Source organism: Streptomyces sp. SUK 48, assembly GCF_009650765.1.
Lineage (GTDB): Bacteria > Actinomycetota > Actinomycetes > Streptomycetales > Streptomycetaceae > Streptomyces.
On the sequence record NZ_CP045740.1, the window covers coordinates 5,373,109 to 5,393,573 of the forward strand.

Annotated in this window: 13 protein-coding genes, 1 tRNA gene and 2 pseudogenes; 8 read left to right on the forward strand and 8 right to left on the reverse strand. The window is 74.2% G+C overall.

Annotated elements, in window-relative coordinates; translation table 11 throughout:
• Positions 1-277: 277 nt before the first annotated feature.
• Positions 278-353, reverse strand: a tRNA-Arg gene (locus tag GHR20_RS23635).
• 274 nt (positions 354-627) lie between these two features.
• Here GHR20_RS23635 and GHR20_RS23640 point away from each other — a divergent pair.
• The 4 genes from GHR20_RS23640 to GHR20_RS23655 all read left to right on the forward strand — a co-directional run bounded on the left by GHR20_RS23640 (position 628) and on the right by GHR20_RS23655 (position 6,993).
• On the forward strand, positions 628-2,250 hold the full coding sequence (locus tag GHR20_RS23640) for a dynamin family protein (protein ID WP_148023716.1): 1,623 nt from the start codon (positions 628-630) through the stop codon (positions 2,248-2,250).
• A 3-nt stretch (positions 2,251-2,253) separates the two neighbouring features.
• On the forward strand, positions 2,254-4,596 hold the full coding sequence (locus GHR20_RS23645) for a GTPase (RefSeq protein WP_153814315.1): 2,343 nt from the start codon (positions 2,254-2,256) through the stop codon (positions 4,594-4,596).
• Positions 4,597-4,894: 298 nt separating this feature from the next.
• Positions 4,895-5,380, forward strand: a complete 486-nt coding sequence (locus GHR20_RS23650) for a single-stranded DNA-binding protein (RefSeq protein WP_148023718.1) — start codon at positions 4,895-4,897, stop codon at positions 5,378-5,380.
• A gap of 263 nt (positions 5,381-5,643) precedes the next feature.
• Complete coding sequence (locus GHR20_RS23655; RefSeq protein WP_153816108.1) at positions 5,644-6,993, forward strand: TQXA domain-containing protein; 1,350 nt, start codon at positions 5,644-5,646, stop codon at positions 6,991-6,993.
• 21 nt (positions 6,994-7,014) lie between these two features.
• Here the strand turns inward: GHR20_RS23655 and GHR20_RS23660 are convergent, their stop codons facing one another.
• Entirely contained in the window at positions 7,015-7,425 is a 411-nt protein-coding gene (locus GHR20_RS23660) for a hypothetical protein (protein WP_241670575.1), read from the reverse strand.
• Between the two features lie 195 nt (positions 7,426-7,620).
• On the opposite strand from GHR20_RS23660, the gene ettA reads away from it, so the two are divergent.
• The 3 genes from ettA to GHR20_RS23675 are packed head-to-tail and all read left to right on the forward strand — an operon-like array spanning position 7,621 to position 10,403.
• A complete protein-coding gene (gene ettA / locus GHR20_RS23665) occupies positions 7,621-9,285 on the forward strand; it encodes an energy-dependent translational throttle protein EttA (RefSeq protein ID WP_148023744.1) in 1,665 nt (554 codons plus the stop codon).
• Between the two features lie 6 nt (positions 9,286-9,291).
• Positions 9,292-9,714: a thioesterase family protein gene (locus tag GHR20_RS23670; protein WP_111586219.1), complete on the forward strand. Its 423-nt coding sequence runs from the start codon at positions 9,292-9,294 to the stop codon at positions 9,712-9,714.
• Positions 9,711-10,403: a hypothetical protein gene (locus GHR20_RS23675; protein WP_153814316.1), complete on the forward strand. Its 693-nt coding sequence runs from the start codon at positions 9,711-9,713 to the stop codon at positions 10,401-10,403. Before GHR20_RS23670 ends, GHR20_RS23675 begins: the two co-directional genes overlap by 4 nt.
• A gap of 24 nt (positions 10,404-10,427) precedes the next feature.
• On the opposite strand, the gene GHR20_RS23680 is transcribed toward GHR20_RS23675, so the two are convergent.
• Positions 10,428-10,832: a globin gene (locus GHR20_RS23680; protein ID WP_111586217.1), complete on the reverse strand. Its 405-nt coding sequence runs from the start codon at positions 10,830-10,832 to the stop codon at positions 10,428-10,430.
• Positions 10,833-10,911: 79 nt separating this feature from the next.
• On the opposite strand from GHR20_RS23680, the gene GHR20_RS23685 reads away from it, so the two are divergent.
• Positions 10,912-11,883 (forward strand): methyltransferase domain-containing protein, encoded by a 972-nt coding sequence (locus GHR20_RS23685; RefSeq protein WP_153814317.1) that lies wholly within the window; start codon positions 10,912-10,914, stop codon positions 11,881-11,883.
• Between the two features lie 18 nt (positions 11,884-11,901).
• On the opposite strand, the pseudogene GHR20_RS37685 reads toward GHR20_RS23685, so the two are convergent.
• The 5 genes and pseudogenes from GHR20_RS37685 to GHR20_RS23710 all read right to left on the reverse strand — a co-directional run bounded on the left by GHR20_RS37685 (position 11,902) and on the right by GHR20_RS23710 (position 20,442).
• Positions 11,902-13,819, reverse strand: a pseudogene (locus GHR20_RS37685) (FHA domain-containing protein).
• Positions 13,820-13,878: 59 nt separating this feature from the next.
• The gene (locus GHR20_RS23695) at positions 13,879-15,216 is read right to left on the reverse strand and encodes a VWA domain-containing protein (protein ID WP_148023748.1); all 1,338 of its coding nucleotides are present in this window, start codon (positions 15,214-15,216) and stop codon (positions 13,879-13,881) included.
• 102 nt (positions 15,217-15,318) lie between these two features.
• Positions 15,319-16,681 (reverse strand): annotated as a pseudogene (locus GHR20_RS23700) (protein phosphatase 2C domain-containing protein); the annotation flags it as partial.
• A 3-nt stretch (positions 16,682-16,684) separates the two neighbouring features.
• Positions 16,685-19,171 (reverse strand): serine/threonine-protein kinase, encoded by a 2,487-nt coding sequence (locus tag GHR20_RS23705; protein WP_148023750.1) that lies wholly within the window; start codon positions 19,169-19,171, stop codon positions 16,685-16,687.
• Entirely contained in the window at positions 19,171-20,442 is a 1,272-nt protein-coding gene (locus tag GHR20_RS23710) for a hypothetical protein (protein ID WP_153814318.1), read from the reverse strand. The genes GHR20_RS23705 and GHR20_RS23710 overlap by 1 nt, the downstream gene beginning before the upstream one ends.
• Positions 20,443-20,465 lie beyond the last annotated feature (23 nt).

Here is a 20,465-nt window from a genome sequence, read left to right on the forward strand (position 1 = left end):
TCTGGTCGCCTACGCCCGCTGTGCCGACCGGCAGCTGCTCCACCTGAAGAGGCGGCACGAAGCGGCTGAAGATCTTCCCTGGGAGTCGTACGCCGGGCGGCCCGTCGGGGCGGGAGCTTCGACACGGATTCGACGCGGTCCCCCGTGAGAGCCCGGTTGCAGTCGGACGGGACCGGTGGCAGACCTTGAGCGTCGCAGGGGGCTTCCGGGGTCGGCGCACGCCCGACCGCACCCATCCTGACCAGCAAAAAGCCCTCCCCGAAGGGAGGGCGACGGGTGGCGCCCCCGGCAGGACTCGAACCTGCGGCCAAGCGCTTAGAAGGCGCCTGCTCTATCCGCTGAGCTACGGGGGCCTGGTGGCGCGTTCAAGGATAAAGCTCCCTGCTCGCCGACCCTGTCGCTTCGCCTCCGTGGCTCGATGTGGAGGTTCGGTGAAGCGGTCCTGATAATCGCAGGCAGGTACGAATCGTGCAGCGCTTTTGGCGCCCGACGCCACCGGGTGTTGTGCACTCGTTATGCCTGGCCCGCGCCCATGTCCCAGTCGCCCCATCCGCCCTTTCTGTCCTGTCGGCGCGCAGACATGTCCATATGCTTCAGAATTCCCCTAAAATTGGGCATTCTTCCCATGTGGTGACCTTGGACGTACGGCCCCAGCTGCTCGACACACTCTCCGCTCTGCGCGACCGTGTCGCCGCCGCACGCTTTCCGCTGCCCCTGGCCGGGGCCCCACGCGCGCGTGCCAACCGCGACGAACTCCTCGCCCAGCTGGACGACTACCTCGTACCCAGACTACGGGCCCCCGAGGCGCCGCTGCTGGCCGTGGTCGGCGGGTCCACCGGCGCGGGGAAGTCGACCCTCGTCAACTCCCTCGTCGGGCGCCGCGTGAGCGAGGCCGGCGTGCTCCGGCCGACGACCCGCACTCCGGTCCTGGTCTGCCATCCGGCGGATCACCACTGGTTCAGCGGCATGCGTGTCCTGCCCGACCTCGCGCGCGTCTGGATGCCCCACCAGGACGCCCGCGACGACGACCTGTTGCTCCCGGGCGAACTCCCCGGCGACCAGCCCGTCCGCGCCCTGCGTGTCGAGACCGCCGACACCCTCCCGCGCGGACTCGCCCTCCTGGACGCCCCCGACGTCGACTCCCTGGTCGCCGAGAACCGCGTCCTCGCCGCCGAACTGCTCTGCGCCGCCGACATCTGGGTCATGGTCACCAGCGCCGCCCGCTACGCCGACGCCGTCCCCTGGCATCTGCTGCGCACCGCCAAGGAGTACGACGCCACGCTCGTCACTGTCCTCGACCGCGTGCCCCACCAGGTGGTCTCCGAGGTCTCGCGGCAGTACGCCGCCCTGCTCACCAAGGCCGGCCTCGGCGACGTGCCCCGCTTCACCGTGCCCGAGCTGCCCGAGTCCGTCTGGAGCGCCGGACTGCTGCCCGCCACCGCCGTCGCGGCCCTGCGCACCTGGCTCATCCAGCACGCCCAGGACCCCGGCGCCCGGCAGTACGTCATGGCCCGTACCGCCCACGGCCTCCTCGACTCGCTGAGAACCCGGATGCCCGAACTGGCCGGCGCCGCAGCCGCCCAGTACGCGGCCGCGCTCCGGCTCACCACCGCGGTGGAGGGGGCGTACGACAGGGAGCACGCGCGTCTGCGCGACCGCCTCCAGTCCGGCGCCGTACTCGCCGGGGGCGCCCTCAAACGCTGGCGCGCCTTCCCCCTGGACTGCACCGCGGGCGAACTCCTCGACGCCCTCGTGGAGAGCCTCGGCGCGCTGCTGCTGTGCGCCGTCACCGCCGCCGACGAGCGGGTGGCCGAGGCATGGCGCCGCGAGCCCGCCGCGGCCGCCCCGGGACTCGCCGGGTGCGATCCCTCGCCGGAGAGCGCGGAGCACCGTATCGGCCTCGCGGTACGGCGCTGGCGGCGCGAGCTGGAGGAGTACGCCGAGGACGAGGTGCGCGAGCTGGACCGCAGCGTCGCGCCCGACTCCGAGGCCGTCGCCGCCCTCGCGGCCACCGCCCTGCTGGGCGGCCGCCGGGGACGCCACGCGGGTGAACGGCTCGCCGACCGGGTCGGCGCCCACGGCGCGCTGCGCCTGCGCGACCGCGCCGAACGGCTGCTCATCGACCACGTGGACCGCGTCGTCCACCGCGAACGCGAACGCCGCCTCGCCCCGCTCGACGCGCTCGACATCCATCCCGAGCCCCAGGCCGAACTCATCGCCGCCCTGTCCGTACTGCAGAAGGAGAGGTGACCGGTGTCCGCCGTCACTGACCAGGAGCACATGGACCACACCGATCGCGTCGAGCCCAGGGACCACATGAGCCCCGTCGATCCCGCCGGCCCCACGGACCCCACCGACCCCGGCAATCCCATCAAACCCGTCAATCCTGCGGGTCCTGTGGGTCCTGCGGGCCCGGGCAGCTCCATCGATCACATCGCGCGACCGAGGGGCGTCGACATCGGGAAGCAGGGGGAGGGTGCCCGCGGGGACCGGGGGAGAGCAGGGGACGGCGGGGGAGACGGAGACGGTACGACGGCCACCGCTGCTCCCGCCGCGGGGGAACGGGGCGAGGAAGGTACGCCGATGCCGGACGCGGGCGGGATCGTAGCGGACGAGGCCGGCAGGCGCGGCCAGGACGGGGAGAAGAAGGCGGCCCCGGGTGCGCGGGGGAAGACAACCGGCGCCGGTGCGCCGCAAAGTGAGCCCGGCGGCTCCTCTCGCGCCGCGCGCGCCCCCCGTACCTCCGGTGCCGAGAGGGCCCCGGCCGTCCCCGCCAACCCGCGCGGCACGTCCGGCGGTTCGGCCCCCTCCACCCCCTCCACCCCCTCCACTCCCTCGACTTCCTCCACCCCCTCCGGCCCCCCTGGCCCCTCCGACCCCTCTGGCTCCTCCGACTCCTGGGACGACGGCCTCATCGCCCGCCGTATCAACGACGCCGCCGCGCTCGTCGCCCCCGTGGCGCCGGTCCCGGCGCGTGGCGGGGCCGCCCGTACGGTCGTACCGCTCGCCTACGACGGCCCCCTCCGCTCCCGCCTCGACGCCCTGCGGGAACTCGTCGGGCTCTCCCGGACGCGGCTGGACAGCCAGACCCTCGCCGAGGCGGGCCGGGTGCTGGACGAGGCGGCGGACCGGCGCAAGCTGTCCGGGCGGCACACGGTCGTCGCGATCGCGGGCGCCACCGGCAGCGGCAAGTCGCAGCTGTTCAACTCCCTCGCCGGGGTGGCCATCTCGGAGACCGGCGTACGGCGCCCGACCACCTCCTCGCCGATCGCGTGCAGCTGGAGCGACGGCGCCGCCGGACTCATCGACCGGCTCGGCATCCCGGGCCGGCTGCGCCGCCGTCCGCTGAACAACCCGGAGTCGGAGGAGCAGTTGCGCGGGCTGGTCCTGGTCGACCTGCCCGACCACGACTCCGCCGCCGTACAGCACCGCGAGCAGGTCGACCGGATTCTCAAGCTGGTGGACGCGGTGATCTGGGTGGTCGACCCGGAGAAGTACGCCGACGCCGTGCTGCACGAGCGCTATCTGCGGCCCATGGCCGGGCACGCCGAGGTCATGTTCGTCGTGCTCAACCAGGTCGACCGGCTGCCCGGAGAGGCCGCCGACCAGGTCCTGGACGATCTGCGGCGGCTGCTGGACGAGGACGGCGTGGCGCTCGGCGAGCACGGGGAGCCCGGCGCCACCGTGCTCGCGCTGTCCGCGCTCACCGGCGAGGGCGTCGGCGACCTGCGCGAGTCGCTCGGCGAGTTCGTGGCCGAACGGGGCGCGGCGGCCCGCCGGGTCGCCGCCGACGTGGACGCCGCCGCGGCCGAGCTGCGGCCGGTCTACGCCGCCGGGCGCCGGGTCGGGCTCAGCGAGGAGGCGCGCGAGGACTTCGCCGCGCGGCTCGCGGACGCGGTGGGCGCCACCGCGGCGGGCGAGGCCGCCGAACGGGCCTGGCTGCGCAACGCCAACCGGGCCTGCGGCACGCCCTGGCTGCGGCTGTGGCGCTGGTACCAGAAGCGCGGTACGGCGGCGACCGGCCGCCATCAGGTGGGCGCCCAGGCCGACGAGGAGGCGACGGCGCGGCAGCGCGTGGAACAGGCGGTCCGTACGGTCGCCGACCGGGCCTCGGCCGGGCTGCCGGTGCCCTGGGCGCAGGCGGTGCGGGAGGCGGCCGTACGCGGTGCGCAGGGGCTGCCGGAGGCGCTGGACGAGCTGGCGGAGCGGGCCGGGGGCCCCTCCGGGCGGCCGCCGCGGCCCGGCTGGTGGCCGGCGGCGGTGCTGGTGCAGGCGGCGATGACGCTGCTCCAGATCGCGGGCGGGCTGTGGCTGGCCGGGCAGATCGCCGGGGTGATGGCACCCAACCTGGGCGTCCCGGTGCTGCTGATGATGTGCGGGATCATCGGCGGCCCGCTGGTGGAGTGGGGCTGCCGGATGGCGGCGCGGGGGCCGGCGCGGCGGTACGGCCAGGACGCGGAACGGCGATTGTGCGAGTCGGCCGCGAGCTGTGGCCGGGCGCGGGTGCTGGACCCGGTGGCGTCGGAGCTGCTGCGGTACGGAGAGGTGCGGGAGCAGTACGGGAGGGTGGTGCGGGCGGGGGCCGGGGTGGGGTGAGTTCGGCCTCGTACCGGAGGAGTCTGCGGCGTGCCGGACGAGCCTGCGGCATCCGGATGAGCCGGCGCCGGACAGGGCGAATCGGTGCCGTGCGGGGTGAGCCGGCGCGGTTCGCGGGGGGCGGTCACTCGCGCGGGTGGCGGAGTTTTCCACAGGCGCGGGGGCCGTCCACAGGGCTCAGCGGGCTCGGCCCGGCGGAGGCAGTCTGGGGTCGTGGCAGACGCCGCCGTACGGGACGGGCCCGTACGTACGTCCGCCCGTCCGGCGAGGGCGCCGGACGGGGGAGGGGAGCGCGAGGATGAACGAGACCGTGGTCTGTGTGGTGGGCAATGTGGCGACCGCGCCGGTGTACCGGGAGCTGGCGGCGGGGCCGTCGCTGCGGTTCCGGCTCGCGGCGACCGCGCGCTACTGGGACCGGGAGAAGAGCGCCTGGACGGACGGGCACACCAACTTCTTCACGGTGTGGGCCAACCGCCAGCTCGCCGCCAACGCGATGGCGTCGGTGGAGGTGGGGCAGCCGCTGGTCGTGCAGGGCCGGCTGAAGGTGCGCACGGAAGGGCGCGACGGGCGCGAGGGGCAGCAGCAGTGGGCGTCGGCGGACATCGACGCCACGGCGATCGGCCATGACCTCTCACGGGGTACGGCGGTCTTCCGGCGCGCGGGCAAACCGGAACCCCCGGCCGGGGCCGCCCGGCCCGAGCCCGACTGGGCGACCCCGCGGCCGCCGGACACCGGGGAGGACACCGCCGTTCAACAGGCGCCGGAACCAGCCACAGTGACGTGAAGTCAGCAGTCCAGTCGGGTGGATTTATCGATAAGGGCTGCTCAACGGCGGTCCGGCGATAACGATTCCGGATCGGAAACGCCATCGGATCATCCGACCGGCCAGAGAGGCACAGCCCGAGTCCATAGGATGCCGGGCGTGCCCCTCGGGGCCGCCGATTCTGCTGGTGGGACCCGTCCCCCACGTCCAACGGGTCCTGCTCGAAGGGGAATTCTGTGCTTGCTTCGCTCTCTGGGTTCTGCCGGTCCACCACCGTGGCCCGCCTGGCCGCCACCGCCACGGTGTCCGGTCTCGTGGCGGCCGGTGTGCTGTCCGGCGCGGGTACGGCCGCGGCCGACGTGGCCCCGCAGACCGAGGGCGGGGCGAGCGCCACGCTGGACGGCCTGAAGATCTTCGGCGCGGCCGTGGTCCATGAGGCGGGCGGCGACCAGCCGGTGTCGGCGGGGCTGTTCGAGATGTCCGTGGACGGCGGCGGCACCCTGCAGACGTACGGCGTCGACCTGCACAATCCGGTCCAGCGCGACGCCCGCTACCAGGAGACGTCCTGGAGCGGCACCTCGCTGGGCACCAACCGGGACGCGGGCCGGATCGACTGGATCGTGCAGCACTCCTACCCCCAGGTCAACGACCTCGCGGCGCTCGCCCACCGGGCCGGCGTGGGGAGCCTCAGCGAGCAGGACGCGGCGACCGGCACCCAGGTGGCCATCTGGCGGTACTCGGACCACGCCAAGGTCGACGCCGTGGCCCCCGGCGCGGAGAAGCTCGCCGACTACCTCCAGCGCAGCGCCCGCGCCGCCGGCGAACCGGGGGCCTCGCTGTCCCTGGACCCGGCCGCGGTCTCCGGCCGCCCGGGCCTGGTCGGACCGGTGACCGTGCACACCGACGCGGGCGCGGTCGCGGTGATACCGCCCGCGGACGCGGCGACCAGCGGGGTGCGGATCACCGACAAGACCGGCAAGGCGCTGACCACGGCGACGGACGGCAGCCGGATCTACTTCGACATCCCGAAGGACGCGGCGGACGGCTCCGCCCAGCTGAGCGTGCAGGCGTCGACGACCGTGCCGGTGGGGCGCGCCCTCGCCTCCGACAGCCGCAGCCAGACCCAGATCCTGGCCGGCTCCAGCGAGTCCGCGGTCTCCGCGAGCGTGACGGCCGACTGGGCCGCGCGGGGCGCGATACCGGCGGTGTCGGCGCACAAGGACTGCGCCAAGGGCACGGTGGACATCACGGCCGCCGACAAGGGCGACCAGCCCTTCACCTTCAGCCTGATGGGCACCGAGCACACCGTCCCGGCCGGCGCCACGCGCACCGTCCCGGTCCCCCTCCAGGAGGACCAGGGCTACGACTTCACGATCACCGGCCCGAACGGCTTCACCCGCCGCTTCACCGGCGTCCTGGACTGCCGGGTCCAGGGCACGATCGTCTCCAAGGCCGCCGCCCAGACCGTCGGCGAACCGACCCCGCTCGCCACCCCCGCCTCCGGCGGCACCGACCTCGCCGCCACGGGTGGTTCCGCCGTCACCCCCGTGATCGCCGGCGCCGCGATCGGCCTGGTCGTCATCGGCGGGGCGGTCCTGGTGCTCCTGCGCAAGCCGGAACAGCCCGGCGAATGAGCCCGCCGCGGGGCGGACGGATCAGCGCCCCGCCCGCCCGGCCTCCGGCTTCACCGCCCTGACCAGCGCGCAGACGAGGCCGGTGGCGCCCACACTCCCGAACATGACCATGGCCACCCCGACCGCGAAGAGACCGCTGGAGTCGTCGGACCAGTCGTACCAGGCGGCGAGGGTCAGCCCGATCGTCGTCCCGGCCACCGTCGCCACGGTGTGCCGCCGGAGGGCCGCCCAGCAGACCACCACCAGCAGGCTCAGCACCAGACCGGCCACCTGCCACACCTCGTACGGCCCGCTCACCGTGCCGTCGGGCCCCACATCCTTGTGCTGATCCCATCCCAGCCAAGCGGCCCACAGGCCGGCCGCGACGACGCCCAGCCCGAGGGCCCATACGGCCTGCCCGGCCGGCTTCTTCCACCACACTCCTGAACGCATGCCCCAAGCGTCGCCCCCGGCCCCGGCCCCGCCCAGAGCGCGCGTACTCACCCCGCCCCCGCACTCCTACTCACCCCGCCGGGAACCCCCAGGTCACAGCCCGCCACCCCAACGGGTTTCCGCGCAGGGGTGGCGATACGGCAAGATGGGGTGTATCTGCCCACTGCCAGATTTCAAGCTGCCGGACGGTTTCTCTTGGCTGAGTTCATTTACACCATGCGCAAGGCGCGCAAAGCGCACGGCGACAAGGTGATCCTCGACGACGTCACCCTGAACTTCCTGCCGGGTGCCAAGATCGGCGTCGTCGGTCCGAACGGTGCCGGCAAGTCGACCGTGCTGAAGATCATGGCCGGGCTGGAGCAGCCGTCCAACGGTGACGCGTACCTGTCGCCCGGCTACACCGTCGGCATCCTGCTCCAGGAGCCCCCGCTCGACGAGGACAAGACGGTCCTGGAGAACGTCCAGGACGGCGTCCGCGAGGTCAAGGGCAAGCTCGACCGGTTCAACGAGATCGCCGAGCAGATGGCGACCGACTACTCGGACGCGCTGCTCGAGGAGATGGGCAAGCTCCAGGAGGAGCTGGACCACGCCAACGCCTGGGACCTCGACGCCCAGCTGGAGCAGGCCATGGACGCCCTCGGGTGCCCCCCGGGCGACTGGCCGGTCGTCAACCTCTCCGGTGGTGAGAAGCGCCGCGTCGCGCTCTGCAAGCTGCTCCTGGAGCAGCCCGACCTGCTGCTCCTCGACGAGCCCACCAACCACCTCGACGCCGAGTCGGTGAACTGGCTGGAGCAGCACCTGGCCAAGTACCCGGGCACCGTCGTGGCCGTCACCCACGACCGGTACTTCCTGGACAACGTCGCCGGCTGGATCTGCGAGGTCGACCGCGGCCGCCTGCACGGCTACGAGGGCAACTACTCCAAGTACCTGGAGACCAAGGCCGCCCGCCTCAAGGTCGAGGGCCAGAAGGACGCCAAGCGGCAGAAGCGCCTCAAGGACGAGCTGGACTGGGTGCGGTCGAACGCCAAGGGGCGTCAGGCCAAGTCCAAGGCCCGCCTCGCCCGGTACGAGGAGATGGCCGCCGAGGCCGACAAGATGCGGAAGCTGGACTTCGAGGAGATCCAGATCCCGCCGGGCCCGCGCCTGGGCAACGTCGTGGTCGAGGTCGACAAGCTGAACAAGGCGTTCGGCGAGAAGATCCTGGTCGACGACCTGTCCTTCACGCTGCCGCGCAACGGCATCGTCGGCGTCATCGGCCCGAACGGCGCCGGCAAGACCACGCTCTTCAAGATGATCCAGGGCCTGGAGACCCCCGACTCCGGCAACATCAAGGTCGGCGACACCGTCAAGGTCTCCTACGTCGACCAGGGCCGCGCCAACATCGACCCGAAGAAGACGCTGTGGGAGGTCGTCTCCGACGGCCTCGACTACATCAACGTCGGCCAGGTCGAGATGCCCAGCCGCGCCTACGTCTCCGCCTTCGGCTTCAAGGGCCCGGACCAGCAGAAGCCGGCCGGCATCCTGTCCGGCGGTGAGCGCAACCGCCTCAACCTCGCGCTCACCCTGAAGCAGGGCGGCAACCTGCTGCTCCTCGACGAGCCCACCAACGACCTCGACGTCGAGACCCTCTCCAGCCTGGAGAACGCGCTGCTGGAGTTCCCCGGCTGCGCCGTCGTCGTCTCCCACGACCGCTGGTTCCTCGACCGGGTCGCCACCCACATCCTCGCCTACGAGGGTGACTCCAAGTGGTTCTGGTTCGAGGGCAACTTCGAGTCGTACGAGAAGAACAAGGTCGAGCGTCTCGGCGCGGACGCCGCGCGTCCGCACCGGGCGACCTACAAGAAGCTGACCCGGGGCTGATCGGTCTTGCGCCACACCTACGCGTGCCCGCTGCGCTGGTCCGACATGGACGCCTACGGCCATGTCAACAACGTGGTCTTCATCCGCTATCTGGAAGAAGCCCGGATCAACTTCCTGTTCCGTCCGGACAAGGAGTTCCAGCAGGGCTCCGTGGTGGCGCGCCACGAGATCGACTACAAGCGCCAGCTCGTCCACCGGCACCACCCGGTGGACATCGAGCTGTGGGTCGCCGAGATCCGGGCCGCGTCCTTCACCATCGCCTACGAGGTGAAGGACGCGGACGTGGTCTATGTGCGGGCCTCGACCGTCGTCGTACCGTTCGACTTCGAGGCCCAGCGGCCGCGCCGGATCACCGCGCCGGAGCGTGAGTTCCTCCAGGAGTACCTGGAGCAGGCCGGCGCCGAAGAGGGCGAGGCCGTCGCGGCATGACGGTGCTGCACCTCGTGGACGAGACGGAGACGGCGGACCTCGCCGCCTTCCTCGCCCGGCTGCTCCACTACGACCGCGGTGCCGCGGTGCGCCTCCAGGCGGCCGGCACCGCGCTCGCCGTCTTCGGCCGGCCGCCGTCCTTCGAGGTGCTCGCGGTCCGCGCCGTACGGCTCGCGAAGCCGTACGAGCACGGTCTCGATGTCTCCCTCGACGTCACCGTCTCCGCGGGCGAGCTGCTGGAGTCGGTGTCCGAGCGGGCGGCCACCGCGGCCGTGCCCGGCGCGGTCACCGGGCCGCCGTGGGCCGGTGTGCTGCCGCCGCGCGGCGGCTGGCGGACCGAGCCGGGGCTGCCCGCGCCGGACGCGCTGCGGGCGATGGTCGCCGCGGCGGTCGGTGAATTCCGGGCGCGCAGCGAGGAGTTGGCGCCCGAGGGGCGTACCCGGGCGGAGCTGGACCGGATCGGGCGGGACATCTGGTCGCGCGAGATCGGGCACACCGGGCTGCCCGTACGGGCCGTGCACGCGGCGCAGTCCCTGGGCTTCCTGCGGCCGGGCACCGAGGCGGCCGACACCGGGCTGCTGGCCAGCGGCGCGTGGCTGCGGCTGCGCACGCCGTACGGCTCGATCGCGGTACGGCGGGCCGGGGCGCCCGGCTCCCTCGGGCTGCTGGGCGTCAGCGTCGGCGGCTGAACCGCCGCCGGTCAGGCCGCCGGATCAGTCCGGGGTGTTGATCATCGAGGCGGCGGCGTACGTCAGGTAGTTCCACAGCGTCCGCTCGTGCTCCTCGGACAGGCCCAGATCGTCCACGGCCGCCCGCATGTGCCGCAGCCAGGCGTCGTGCGCCGCGCGGTCGACCGTGAAGGGCGCGTGCCGCATCCGCAGCCGGGGGTGGCCGCGGTTCTCGCTGTAGGTGGTGGGGCCGCCCCAGTACTGCATCAGGAAGAGCCGCAGCCGCTCCTCCGCCGGGCCCAGATCCTCCTCCGGGTACATCGCCCGCAGCTCGGGGTCCTCGGCGACCCCCTCGTAGAAACGGTGGACGAGCCGGCGGAAGGTGTCCTCACCGCCGACCTGCTCGTAGAAGGTCTGCTCCTGAAGCGTGCCGCGCCGAATCTCATTCACCCGTCCATGGTCTCAGACGGAACGGCCCAGGTCTCAAGCCTTAGGACCACCGGGGAGATCCCGGTCCTAGGGTGGTCGTATGGGTGCCTACGACACCGAGGAACTCGCCGCCGCCGCGCGGGCCGAGATGGTGCGGGAGATCGCGGCGGGGGGCGCCTTCGCGGCGGACCCCGGGTGGCGGGAGCCGTTCGCGCGGGTGCCCCGGCACCTGTTCGTGCCGTACTACTTCGTCGCCGGGCCGCGCGGCTACGAGCGGCGCTGGGGCGAGAGCCCCGACCCCCGGGACCGCGAGCGCTGGGTGCGCGGCGCCTACGCGGACGAGCCGCTGGCCACCCGGCTGCGCGACGGCGAGCTGCTGTCCTCCAGCAGCCAGCCCTCCCTGATGGCCCGGATGCTGGCCGCGCTGCGCGTCACGGACGGCGAGCGGGTCCTGGAGGTGGGCGCGGGCACCGGATACAACGCGGCCCTGCTGGCCCGGCGGCTCGGCGACGACGATCTCGTCACCAGCGTCGAACTGGAGCCGGAGATCACCGAGTCCGCGCGGACGCATCTGGCCGCCGCCGGGTACCGGCCGGTGGTCGTCACCGGGGACGGGGCGCGCGGGGTGCCCGAACGCGCCCCCTTCGACCGGATCATCGCGACCTGCGCGCTGGACACGGTGCCGCGCGCCTGGCTCGCCCAGTGCCGCCCCGGCGCGCGGGTGCTGCTCCCGCTGGCGACCGGACTGCTCGCGCTCGCCGTGCGGGACGCGGCGCACGCCGAGGGCCGTTTCCTCGCCACGGCCGCCTACTTCGTGCCGCTGCGCGGACAGGGCCGGGCGGAACCCGAGGGCGTCCGCCGCGCGGGGCTGCCGCGCGGGGCCTGTGAGCAGGACACCTTCCGCTTCCTGCTGGCGCTGGGCCGGGGCGCGCTCGACCCGCGGGAGGCGTACGCGCTGTGGGAGCGCGAGCGGGCGCCGGGACGCGAACGGTACGGCGTCACGCTCGCCGGCGCGCACGGCTGGGCCTGGCTGGACGACCCGGAGGGGCCGTACACCTGGCCCCTCCCGTGACCGTCCGGCCGCCGGTGCTCAGCCCCGGCGGACGGTGATCGTCGTCCAGGCGCCCACGTGCACCCGGTCGCCGTCGCGCAGCGGAACCGGCACGAACGGCTGAATCGGCTCCTCGGACATGTTGACCGTGGTGCCGTTGGTCGAGTTCTGGTCGACCACCGCCCAGCTGCCGTCCGGCTGCTGCACCAGCATCGCGTGCTGGTGCGAGACGCCCGGGTCCTCCGGCGGCACGGCCAGGTCGATGTCCGGGGTGTCGCCGGTGGAGTGCCGGCGGCGGCCGATCGTCACCTGGTCGCCGGTGAGGGTGCGCTGCTGCTCGGGGGAGTACGCGGGCAGGTTCAGGCCCGTGGCCTCGGGGCCCGAGCGCTGCATCATCGCCATGAAGTACGCGCGGTCCGGGCCGACGGTGGCGGTCCAGGTGGACTGCCCCGGCGCGTCCGGGAAGCCCGGGCCCGCGGGGGCCTTCTGGAAGCCGGGGCCCGAGGGGGCCTGGGTACCACCGGGCTGGGGATAGCCGTAGCCGCCCTGGCCGTGTCCGCCGGGACCCTGGCCCTGGCCGGGGCCCGAGGGGTCGGTGGACGACGGCGGGGAGATCACCCAGTCGTCGTCACCGCCGCCGAAGGAGGGACCGCCGGAGCCGGGGCCGCCGAAGGGGCCGCCGGCCGGGGGGCGGCCGGTCTCCTGCGGGAACGCGGGGGGCGCGGGCGGCCCACCGGCCGCCGATGGGAACGCCTGCGGGGCGCCACCGGGACCCTGACCGGGACCACCGGGACCCTGACCGGGACCACCGGGACCACCGGGTCCGGCAGGGCCACCCGGGCCGCCGGGGCCCGTGGGCCGGGAGGGGTCGCCGAAGGGGCCCTGGCCGGGACGGCTCCCGAAGAGCGAGGAGCTGCCGGTCTGGCCACCGGGGCCCGCGCCGGGGCCCCGGTCGCCGCCGAAGCTCGGGGCGGGGACTGCTGGTTGCCGGGCTGGGGGTAGCCGTAGCCACCGTTCCGACCCTGACCGCCGGGACCCTGGCCGGGACCGGAGGGGCCACCGGCACCCGGACCGCCGGTACCGGGACCACCGGGACCCGATGGGCCACCGGCACCCGGACCCTGACCCGGGGCGTTGCCGAAGGGCGAGGGGCGGCCGGCCGGAGCGCGGTCGCCGCCGAAGCCCGGCGGTGGCGGAGGGGACTGGGGGTTGCCGGGCTGCGGGTAGCCGTACCCACCGCCCTGGCCGCCGGGACCCTGGCCGGGACCGGCGGGGGCGCCGCCGCCCTGGCCACCGGGACCCGCGCCGGGGCCCCGGTCGCCGCCGAAGCCCGGCGGCGGGGGCGGGGACTGCTGGTTGCCGGGCTGCGGGAAGCCGTAGCCGCCCTGGCCGCCGGGGCCCTGGCCCTGGCCGGGGCCGGACGGAGCACCGGGCGCGCCCTGGCCCGGGACCCGGCCGAAGGCGGGCGGGGCCGGGGGACCGGGGGAGGCCGGCGGGCTCGGCGGGGTGCGGTCGAACGGGGTCGGCCCCGAGGGCTCGCTGCCGAAGGACGGGATCGGCTCGGCCGGACGGTTCACCCGCGAGGGCCGCGAGCCCTGGTACTCGTACCCGTCACCGCCGCCGAACGGCGTGTTCGGCGACGGGAAGTGCGGGCCGCCCGTGGGGCGCGGGGCCGCCGGGGTGTACGAGGTCGCGGTGTTGGTGAGGAAGTTCCACCGGCACTCCTCGCAGAAGGGCGCGCCGCCCTCGCGGGGCGTACGGCACTGCGGGCACAGCTCGGCCTCGCCGGCGGCGGCCGGCGGACGGGCGCCCTGGTGGCCGGCCCCGGGGGCGGGAAGCCGTAACCGCCGGTCGGCGGGGGCGGCGGAGGCGGAGGTACGGCACCGGCCATGCGGTGACCGCACACCTCGCACCAGTCGTCGGAACCCGACTGGTGTCCGTTCGGGCAGGTCGGCATGTCGGTGCTTCCCCTTCTTCCGTTAAGGGTCCGGCTGGATCGCTAGGGTCGCTTCCAGATCACTTCTTGACACGAACAGTCTTGGTGGACCGGGTCTCCAGAGTCATCTCGTCGGCCTCCGCGACCCTCGTCTTCAACCGCACAGTACCTGTCGCGGCGTCGACCACGTCCACCACCTTCGAAAGCAGTTTCGCAGTATCCGCGTTCCCCGAGGCGCTCGCCAGCTGAACGGCCCGTCCCAGTTTGGCGGTTGCTCCATCGAAATCGCCCACTTTGCGCAGATCGAGCCCCTGTCTGATGACATGTGCGAGTTCGGCCTGACCCGTGTAGTGGGCGACCTGGGGGCTGATCGCGGTGGAGGCCGCCATGTCGTCGGTCCATACGGCCCGTACGAGGCCCTGCGCGCCGAGGTTCTGCGCCGGGCCCTCCGCCTGCGGGATGACCAACGAGACCCGCGCGGCCAGCATTTCGCGGCCGAGGCCGGCCGGTGGCACCTCCACGCACAGGTGGTAGTCGCGGGACTCGTCGCCCCAGGACCCGGTCGGATAGTCCCCGGCGCGCGGCCCGGCCTCGGTGCGGCGGGCGGTCAAGTCCTCGACGGCGGGAGCGACTTGTTTGACATAACGGATGGCGGTGCCGACCGGCGTCCACACCCGCAGGGCGACGTCGGCGACCTCCTTGTCCATCGCCGTCTCCATCATCCGGGTGAAGTCGGCGGCGAGGCCCGCCGGATCGGCGACGATGTCGGCCGTGCCGAGGAGCGCCGAGGCGATCCCTGTGACTTCTTTCACTTCCCAGTCGGTGCCCACGCCCCGCGCGTCACAGGTGAACCGGCCGGCGCAGGCGTCGAGGGCGGCGCGGAGGTCCTCGGGCGTCTCGTGCTCGTTGCGCCCGTCGGTGAGCAGGATGCCGTGGCGCAGGGTGACGTCCGCCGAGGACAGCAGCCGGTCGGCGAGGCGCAGCCAGGTGCCGATGGCCGTACCGCCGCCCGCGGCGAGGCGGCGCAGCGCCTGCTTGGCCCGGTGCCGGGTGGTCGGGCTCGCGACGGCGAGACCGCCGTCGCCGGGGTAGACCTCGGTGGCCACGTGGGTGCCGGCGATCACCGCGAAGCGGGTGCCGTCGCGCAGGGTGTCGATCGCGGCGGCCGTGGCGTCCCGGGCGTTGCGCATCTTGGCCGGCGGGTAGTCCATGGAGCCCGAGCAGTCGACCATGATCGCCACGGCGGCGGAGGGACGGCCGTCCGCGGTGCCGGGGCCCAGGCCCGCGCCCAGCGTGCCGCCGCCCGTCGCCGTCACCGTGACGATGGCGTTGACCTCGCGGCCGCCCTCGGGCAGGTACTCGTTCTGGTACACGTCCACCGAGAACCGTGGCACGCTCGGTTTCGCGAAATTGGCCATACGAACTCAAATCCCCCTCCACCGGCCCGCTCACGCGCGGCGGTGCTGTGTACGGGCCGGTCCCCTCCGGCCCGTGGCCCCCGTGGCCTCAGGCCGATCCTGCCCCCGCGGTGGTGCCGGGAACGGCAGGACGGCCACTGTTACGTTGTCGTGGCCCCCGCCGTCCAGGGCGTGGCCGACCAGGACGCGGGCGCTGTGCAGCGGCCGTACGGCGGCGTCCGCCGGGATCGTCTCGGCCATCTCCCGCGCCGTCTCGGCGTAGTTCCACAGTCCGTCGGTGCACACCACCACCACACCGGGCCGGTCCGGCTTGAACGACGCGGTGTGCGGCTCGAGTTCGTAGGCGTCCGCGCCGAGCCAGCCGGTGATCGCGTGGGCGCGCTCGTCGGCGTACGCCTCGGCCTCGCTCATCAGTCCGGCGGCGACCATCTGCGCGGCCCAGGAGTCGTCCTCGGTCAGCCGGGCGGGCGGCGCGTCGCGGTCGTCCGGCACCCAGTAGGCGCGGCTGTCGCCGACCCAGCCGACCACCAGGAGCCCGGCGGCGACCACGGCGGAGACGATGGTGCAGGCCGGGGCGTTCTGGTGCGGGTCGTGCTCGCGGGCCGCGTCCGGCTCCCCGGCCAGCGCGTTGACGGCCCCGGCGGCGGCGACGATCGCCTCGTGCATGGCCGCCTGCGGGTGCGTGCCGCGCGGCAGGGCGGCGAGCAGCACGTCACCGGCCGCGCGCGCGGCGGCGGCCGACGCCTCGTCGGGGCGGGTCGCCGAGGAGACGCCGTCGCAGACGACGGCGAGCGTGGCGGGGCCGCCGTCGGGCAGCGTGGTGTGGCCGAGGGCGAAGGAGTCCTCGTTGCGGTGATGGCGCAGTCCGCGGTCGCTGACGGCGGCCACCGGGCCCGACTCCCGCTCCATGTGGTCGCGTTCGCGGGGCTGGGCGTGCCCGCAGTTCTCGCAGTAGCCGTCGCTGTCCACGCGCCCGGCGCGGCAGGCGACACAGGTCGTGGCGGGCCGCGCGGGCTCCTCGGGCCGCTGTTCCGGTCCGGGGGTCTCGTTCGCGGCGCGGGGTTCGGGGGCCTGCAAGGGGTACTCCTCGGGTTCCGCCGGCCGGTCGAGGCGGACGCCGGACCCGGGCGCTCCCGCGGGCGCACCCGGTGCGCCGGGGTGCAGCGGGTGGCCGCCCGAGTCGGTGCCGGGCAGATCGGTCGGCAGATGCGTCGTGGGGGAGGTGGAGCCGGAGCCGGGGGCTCGGCGGCGGGCCACTCCACGCCGTCCCTGGGCGCCGGGACACCGGAGTCCCGGGGCCGGGCGCGCGGGGACCGGTCATGGGCAGCGTGGGGTGGTCCTGGGGCGGGGCGGGCAGCACCGAGAGGTCGTGACCGCACGCACCACAGAAGAGGTCGTCGGGTTCGACGGGCTCCGCACAGCTCGGGCACGTGGCCGGTGCGGCCTGCTGGGGCATCTGCGACATCAACTACACCCACGTCCGGGGGCGGTAACGGTTGGCCCGTTCCACCAGTTCGTTCCTCTCCTGGCCGCCGGGGGCCAGCCGGGCCAGCGTGCGGTAGGCGCGTTCCAGGCCGAAGCGCAGGCCGCGCTCGTCCAGTCCGCTGCCCAGCAGCACCCGCCCGCCGAAAGCCGTCCGGACGGTGTTCCGGTCCCCGGAGAGTATCCAGTCCAGCGCACAGCCGAGCACTTCCGCCGACAGCACCTCGCGCCGCGCCGGATCGAGCCCGTACGCCTTAAGCGCCTCGACCTGCCCGGCGGCGGCGGTCAGATCCTCCAGGAACGGTACGTCACCCGCGACCGCGGTGCGCCCCCTGAGCCGCGCCCGGACGGCGGCGACCCGGGCGGCCGTGTAGTGGATGGACGACTCCGGCACCGACTCCAGCGTGCGCACCGCGCCCTGCCGGTCCCCGGCGGCGAGCCGCACCCGGGCGAGCCCGAACGCCGCGCTCACATGACTGGGATCGGTCGTCCACACCAGGTGGTAGTAGTCGGCCGCGTTGTCCAGCTGGCCCAGCACCTCGGCGCAGGCGCCGAGCGCCAGCTTGGGCGCGGCCTCGCCGGGGAAGGCGTCGTAGATCGCGTCGAAGGCGAGCGCGGCGCCCTCGAAGTCGCCGGTGACCAGCGCGGCCAGGCCCCGGTACCAGACCACCCGCCAGTCCTCGGGCCGCTCCTCGTCCAGCGCGGCGAGCACGGACAGGGCGCTGTAGTGGTCCCCGGTCTCCAGCCGCGCCCGCACCTGCCGCAGCCGTGTCTCCACGCTCTGCGCGGGCACCGCCGCCAGCGCCCCGAGCAGCTCCCCGGGCGCGGAGGTCACGAGGCCCGCGAGGAACCCGGCGTTGGGGTCGCCCGCGTCCACCAGGGGCACGGGCAGCGCGAGGGCGGCGGCGGGGAAGTCGAGCGGCCGGACCAGGGCGGACGCCGAGGGGGCCGGCGCGGGGGCGGCGGTCCGCCGGCCGCGCGCCGGGAGCTCCCGCGCCCCCAGCCGCGACACGTGCCCGGCCAGCAGGGGGAACAACTCCGTGTCGGTGACCCGCACTTCGGGCCCGAACAGGGTCGACAGGGCCGGCCGCGCCTGCCCGCTCTGGAGGGCCACGACCTCCCGCAGCACCCCCGTCAGCTGCTCCGCCATCTCCTGCGCGGAGCCGAAGCGGCGGGCCGGGTCGGGGTCGGTGGCGCGCACCAGGAGGCGGTAGAAGGACTCGTAGCGGCGGAAGACCTCTATGGTCTCCGGGTCCGGCAGCGCGTCGGCGTAGACGTGGGTGTAGCCCTGGAAGTCGAAGGTCAGCACGGCGAGGGTGCGGCCCACGGTGTACAGGTCGCTCGCCACCGAGGGGCCGACCTCGGCGACCTCGGGGGCCTGGTAGCCGACCGTGCCGTAGATCGCGGACTCGTCGTCGTCCATGCGGCGCACCGCGCCCATGTCGATCAGCTTGAGCTGGTCCTCGGTCTGGATGGCGTTGTCGACCTTGAAGTCGCAGTACAGCAGATTGCGGCTGTGCAGATGGCCGAGCGCCTCCAGCGCCTCGATGCCGTAGGCGCACGCCTGCTCCACCGGCAGCGGATCGCGTCTGCCCTCCGGGGTGCGGCGGGCGTTGGCGATCTCCTTGAGGGACTTGCCGCCGACGTACTCCATGACGATGTAGCCGTCGAGGGAGCCGGTGCGCTGGTCCAGGTGCTCCACGAAGTTGTAGATCCGCACGATGTTGGCGTGCTCGATCTCCGCGAGGAAGCGCCGCTCGGAGATCGCGGCGGCCATCGCGTCCTGGTCGCCGGTGTCCAGCAGGCCCTTGAGCACCACCCAGCGGTCGGAGACGGCCCGGTCCACGGCGAGGTAGACCCAGCCCAGACCGCCGTGCGCGAGGCAGCCCGCGACCTCGTACTGGCCGTGCACGATGTCCCCGGCCTTCAGCTTGGGCACGAAGGAGTACGGGTGGCCGCACTTGGTGCAGAACCCCTCGGTGCGCCCCGGCCGTTCGCCCCGGGCCCGGCCGACCGGCGCCCCGCAGTCCGAGCGGGAGCAGAACCGTTTGCGTTCGGGCACCTCGGGGTTGTCGAGGACCATGCTGTGCGGGTCGGGCCGCGGCACCTGCGGCACGTCCACCAGGCCCGCGCCGAGCCGGCCGCGTGCCGAGGGTGCCGAGGCGGAGCCGGAGCTGCGCACCGACACCGAGCGGGCGGTGGCGGCGCCGCCCGACAGGGACCGGGAGAGCCGCCCGGACACCGAGCGCCGCGACCTGGACGACTGCGAGGAGGTGCGCGCGCTGCGGGCGCTGCCGGACCCCCGGCTCTCGGCGGCGCCCCGGGTCAGCCCGGTGGGCGGCGAGCCGACCAGTCCGGTCGCCGACACCACGGGCGCCAGGCCACAGGTGTCGCAGTACAGCTCGCCGCCGCCGACGTCCTCGTACGACCCCTCGCAGCCCGGCCGCTGACAGGCCCGCCCGGCCCCGCTCATCACTGGTCCCCCTTACGGTCCTCGGGCGCGCCGTCCAGCAGTTCGGCCACCGCCCGCTGGTAGCGCAGTACCGCGCCCTCGGCCACCCGCAGATCGCAGGGCGCGCTCCACAGCATCCGCCGCGCGGCGTCGTACCGCTCCACCAGGAACGGGTCCTCGGCCAGGCCGTGCCGGGCCACCTTCGCCTTGTAGGCGTCGAGCCGGCCGCGCAGTTCGGCGCGGACCGCGAGCGGCGCGGTGACCGCGGTCAACTGCTCGCGGGCCCGCAGCAGTTCGTCCTCGGCCTTGTGTTCGAGGGACTCCAGCAGCGGGGACAGGCGGTGCCACTGGGCGCCCCGCCGGTACTCGGCCGCCGCCGCCAGCTGCTCCTGGAGCACGGTCGGCGGGCCATTGACCACCGGCACCTCGGTGGCGGCGATCTTCGCCAGCACCTCGCCGCGCGCGGTACGGGCCTCGGCGAGGGTGCGGTCGGCGCGCGAGAGGATGTCCCGGAGGCGGATCAGCCGGGCCTCGGCGTCCTGGCGCACCGTCAGCACCGCGTCGATCTCCCGGCGCACGTCCTCCAGGGCGCGCGCCTCGCGGTCGTACACCGTGGTGTCCGGGCGGCCTCCGCCGGGCGCCGAACTGCCCTGGGCGGGCACCCAGAAGGCGAGCGGGTCGCGGATCACGTCCTCGCGCAGCCGGGTCAGGGTGCGGGTGATCCGCTCCAGGTCGTCCCCGGCCGGGTGCTCGCCGGGGCGCACGCCGACGGAGTGCGCGAGCTGCCGGGTGCGCTGGAGCTCGGCGGCGAGCAGGTCGATCCGGGCCGGCAGCGCCGACCAGACCGTGTCGGCGGTGACGACCAGGTCCAGGCTGGTCGCGTACAGCTCGTTCATCCGGTCCACCAGCTCGGCCAGCGAGAAGCTCTCGCTGAGCCTGCCGGTGCCGGGCCCGGCGACCGCCACGGAGGTGCCGCGCAGCAGTTCGGTCAGCTCGGCCAGGTCCTCCCGGCTGGACCAGCGGCGCCGGGCGCGGATCTCACGGGCGCCGCGCAGCGCGGCCGTATAGGCGTCGAAGTACGACCACAGCAGGGTGATCCGCGCCTCCGTGGCCTGCCAGCGCTCCTGGGTGACGCCGGACAGTTCGGCGCCCTCCAGGAGTCTGCGGCCCGCGTGGTCCTGGAGGGCGAGCAGCGAGGTCTCGATGGCCTCGTGCTCCTGGCCGAGCCGCGCCAGCGCACGGTCCACCTCGTCCCGGTCCATCACCGGCCCGGCGGGGTCCGTGACGCCCATCGATCACCTCTCGCTTGCTGTGT

Coding starts and splice junctions, on each gene's coding strand:
- GHR20_RS23650 (WP_148023718.1), top strand. CDS start 4,895: ATGAACGAGACCGTGGTCTGTGTGGTGGGCAATGTGGCGACCGCGCCG.
- GHR20_RS23660 (WP_241670575.1), bottom strand. CDS start 7,425: ATGCGTTCAGGAGTGTGGTGGAAGAAGCCGGCCGGGCAGGCCGTATGG.
- GHR20_RS23675 (WP_153814316.1), top strand. CDS start 9,711: ATGACGGTGCTGCACCTCGTGGACGAGACGGAGACGGCGGACCTCGCC.
- GHR20_RS23685 (WP_153814317.1), top strand. CDS start 10,912: ATGGGTGCCTACGACACCGAGGAACTCGCCGCCGCCGCGCGGGCCGAG.
- GHR20_RS23695 (WP_148023748.1), bottom strand. CDS start 15,216: ATGGCCAATTTCGCGAAACCGAGCGTGCCACGGTTCTCGGTGGACGTG.
- GHR20_RS23705 (WP_148023750.1), bottom strand. CDS start 19,171: ATGAGCGGGGCCGGGCGGGCCTGTCAGCGGCCGGGCTGCGAGGGGTCG.
- GHR20_RS23710 (WP_153814318.1), bottom strand. CDS start 20,442: ATGGGCGTCACGGACCCCGCCGGGCCGGTGATGGACCGGGACGAGGTG.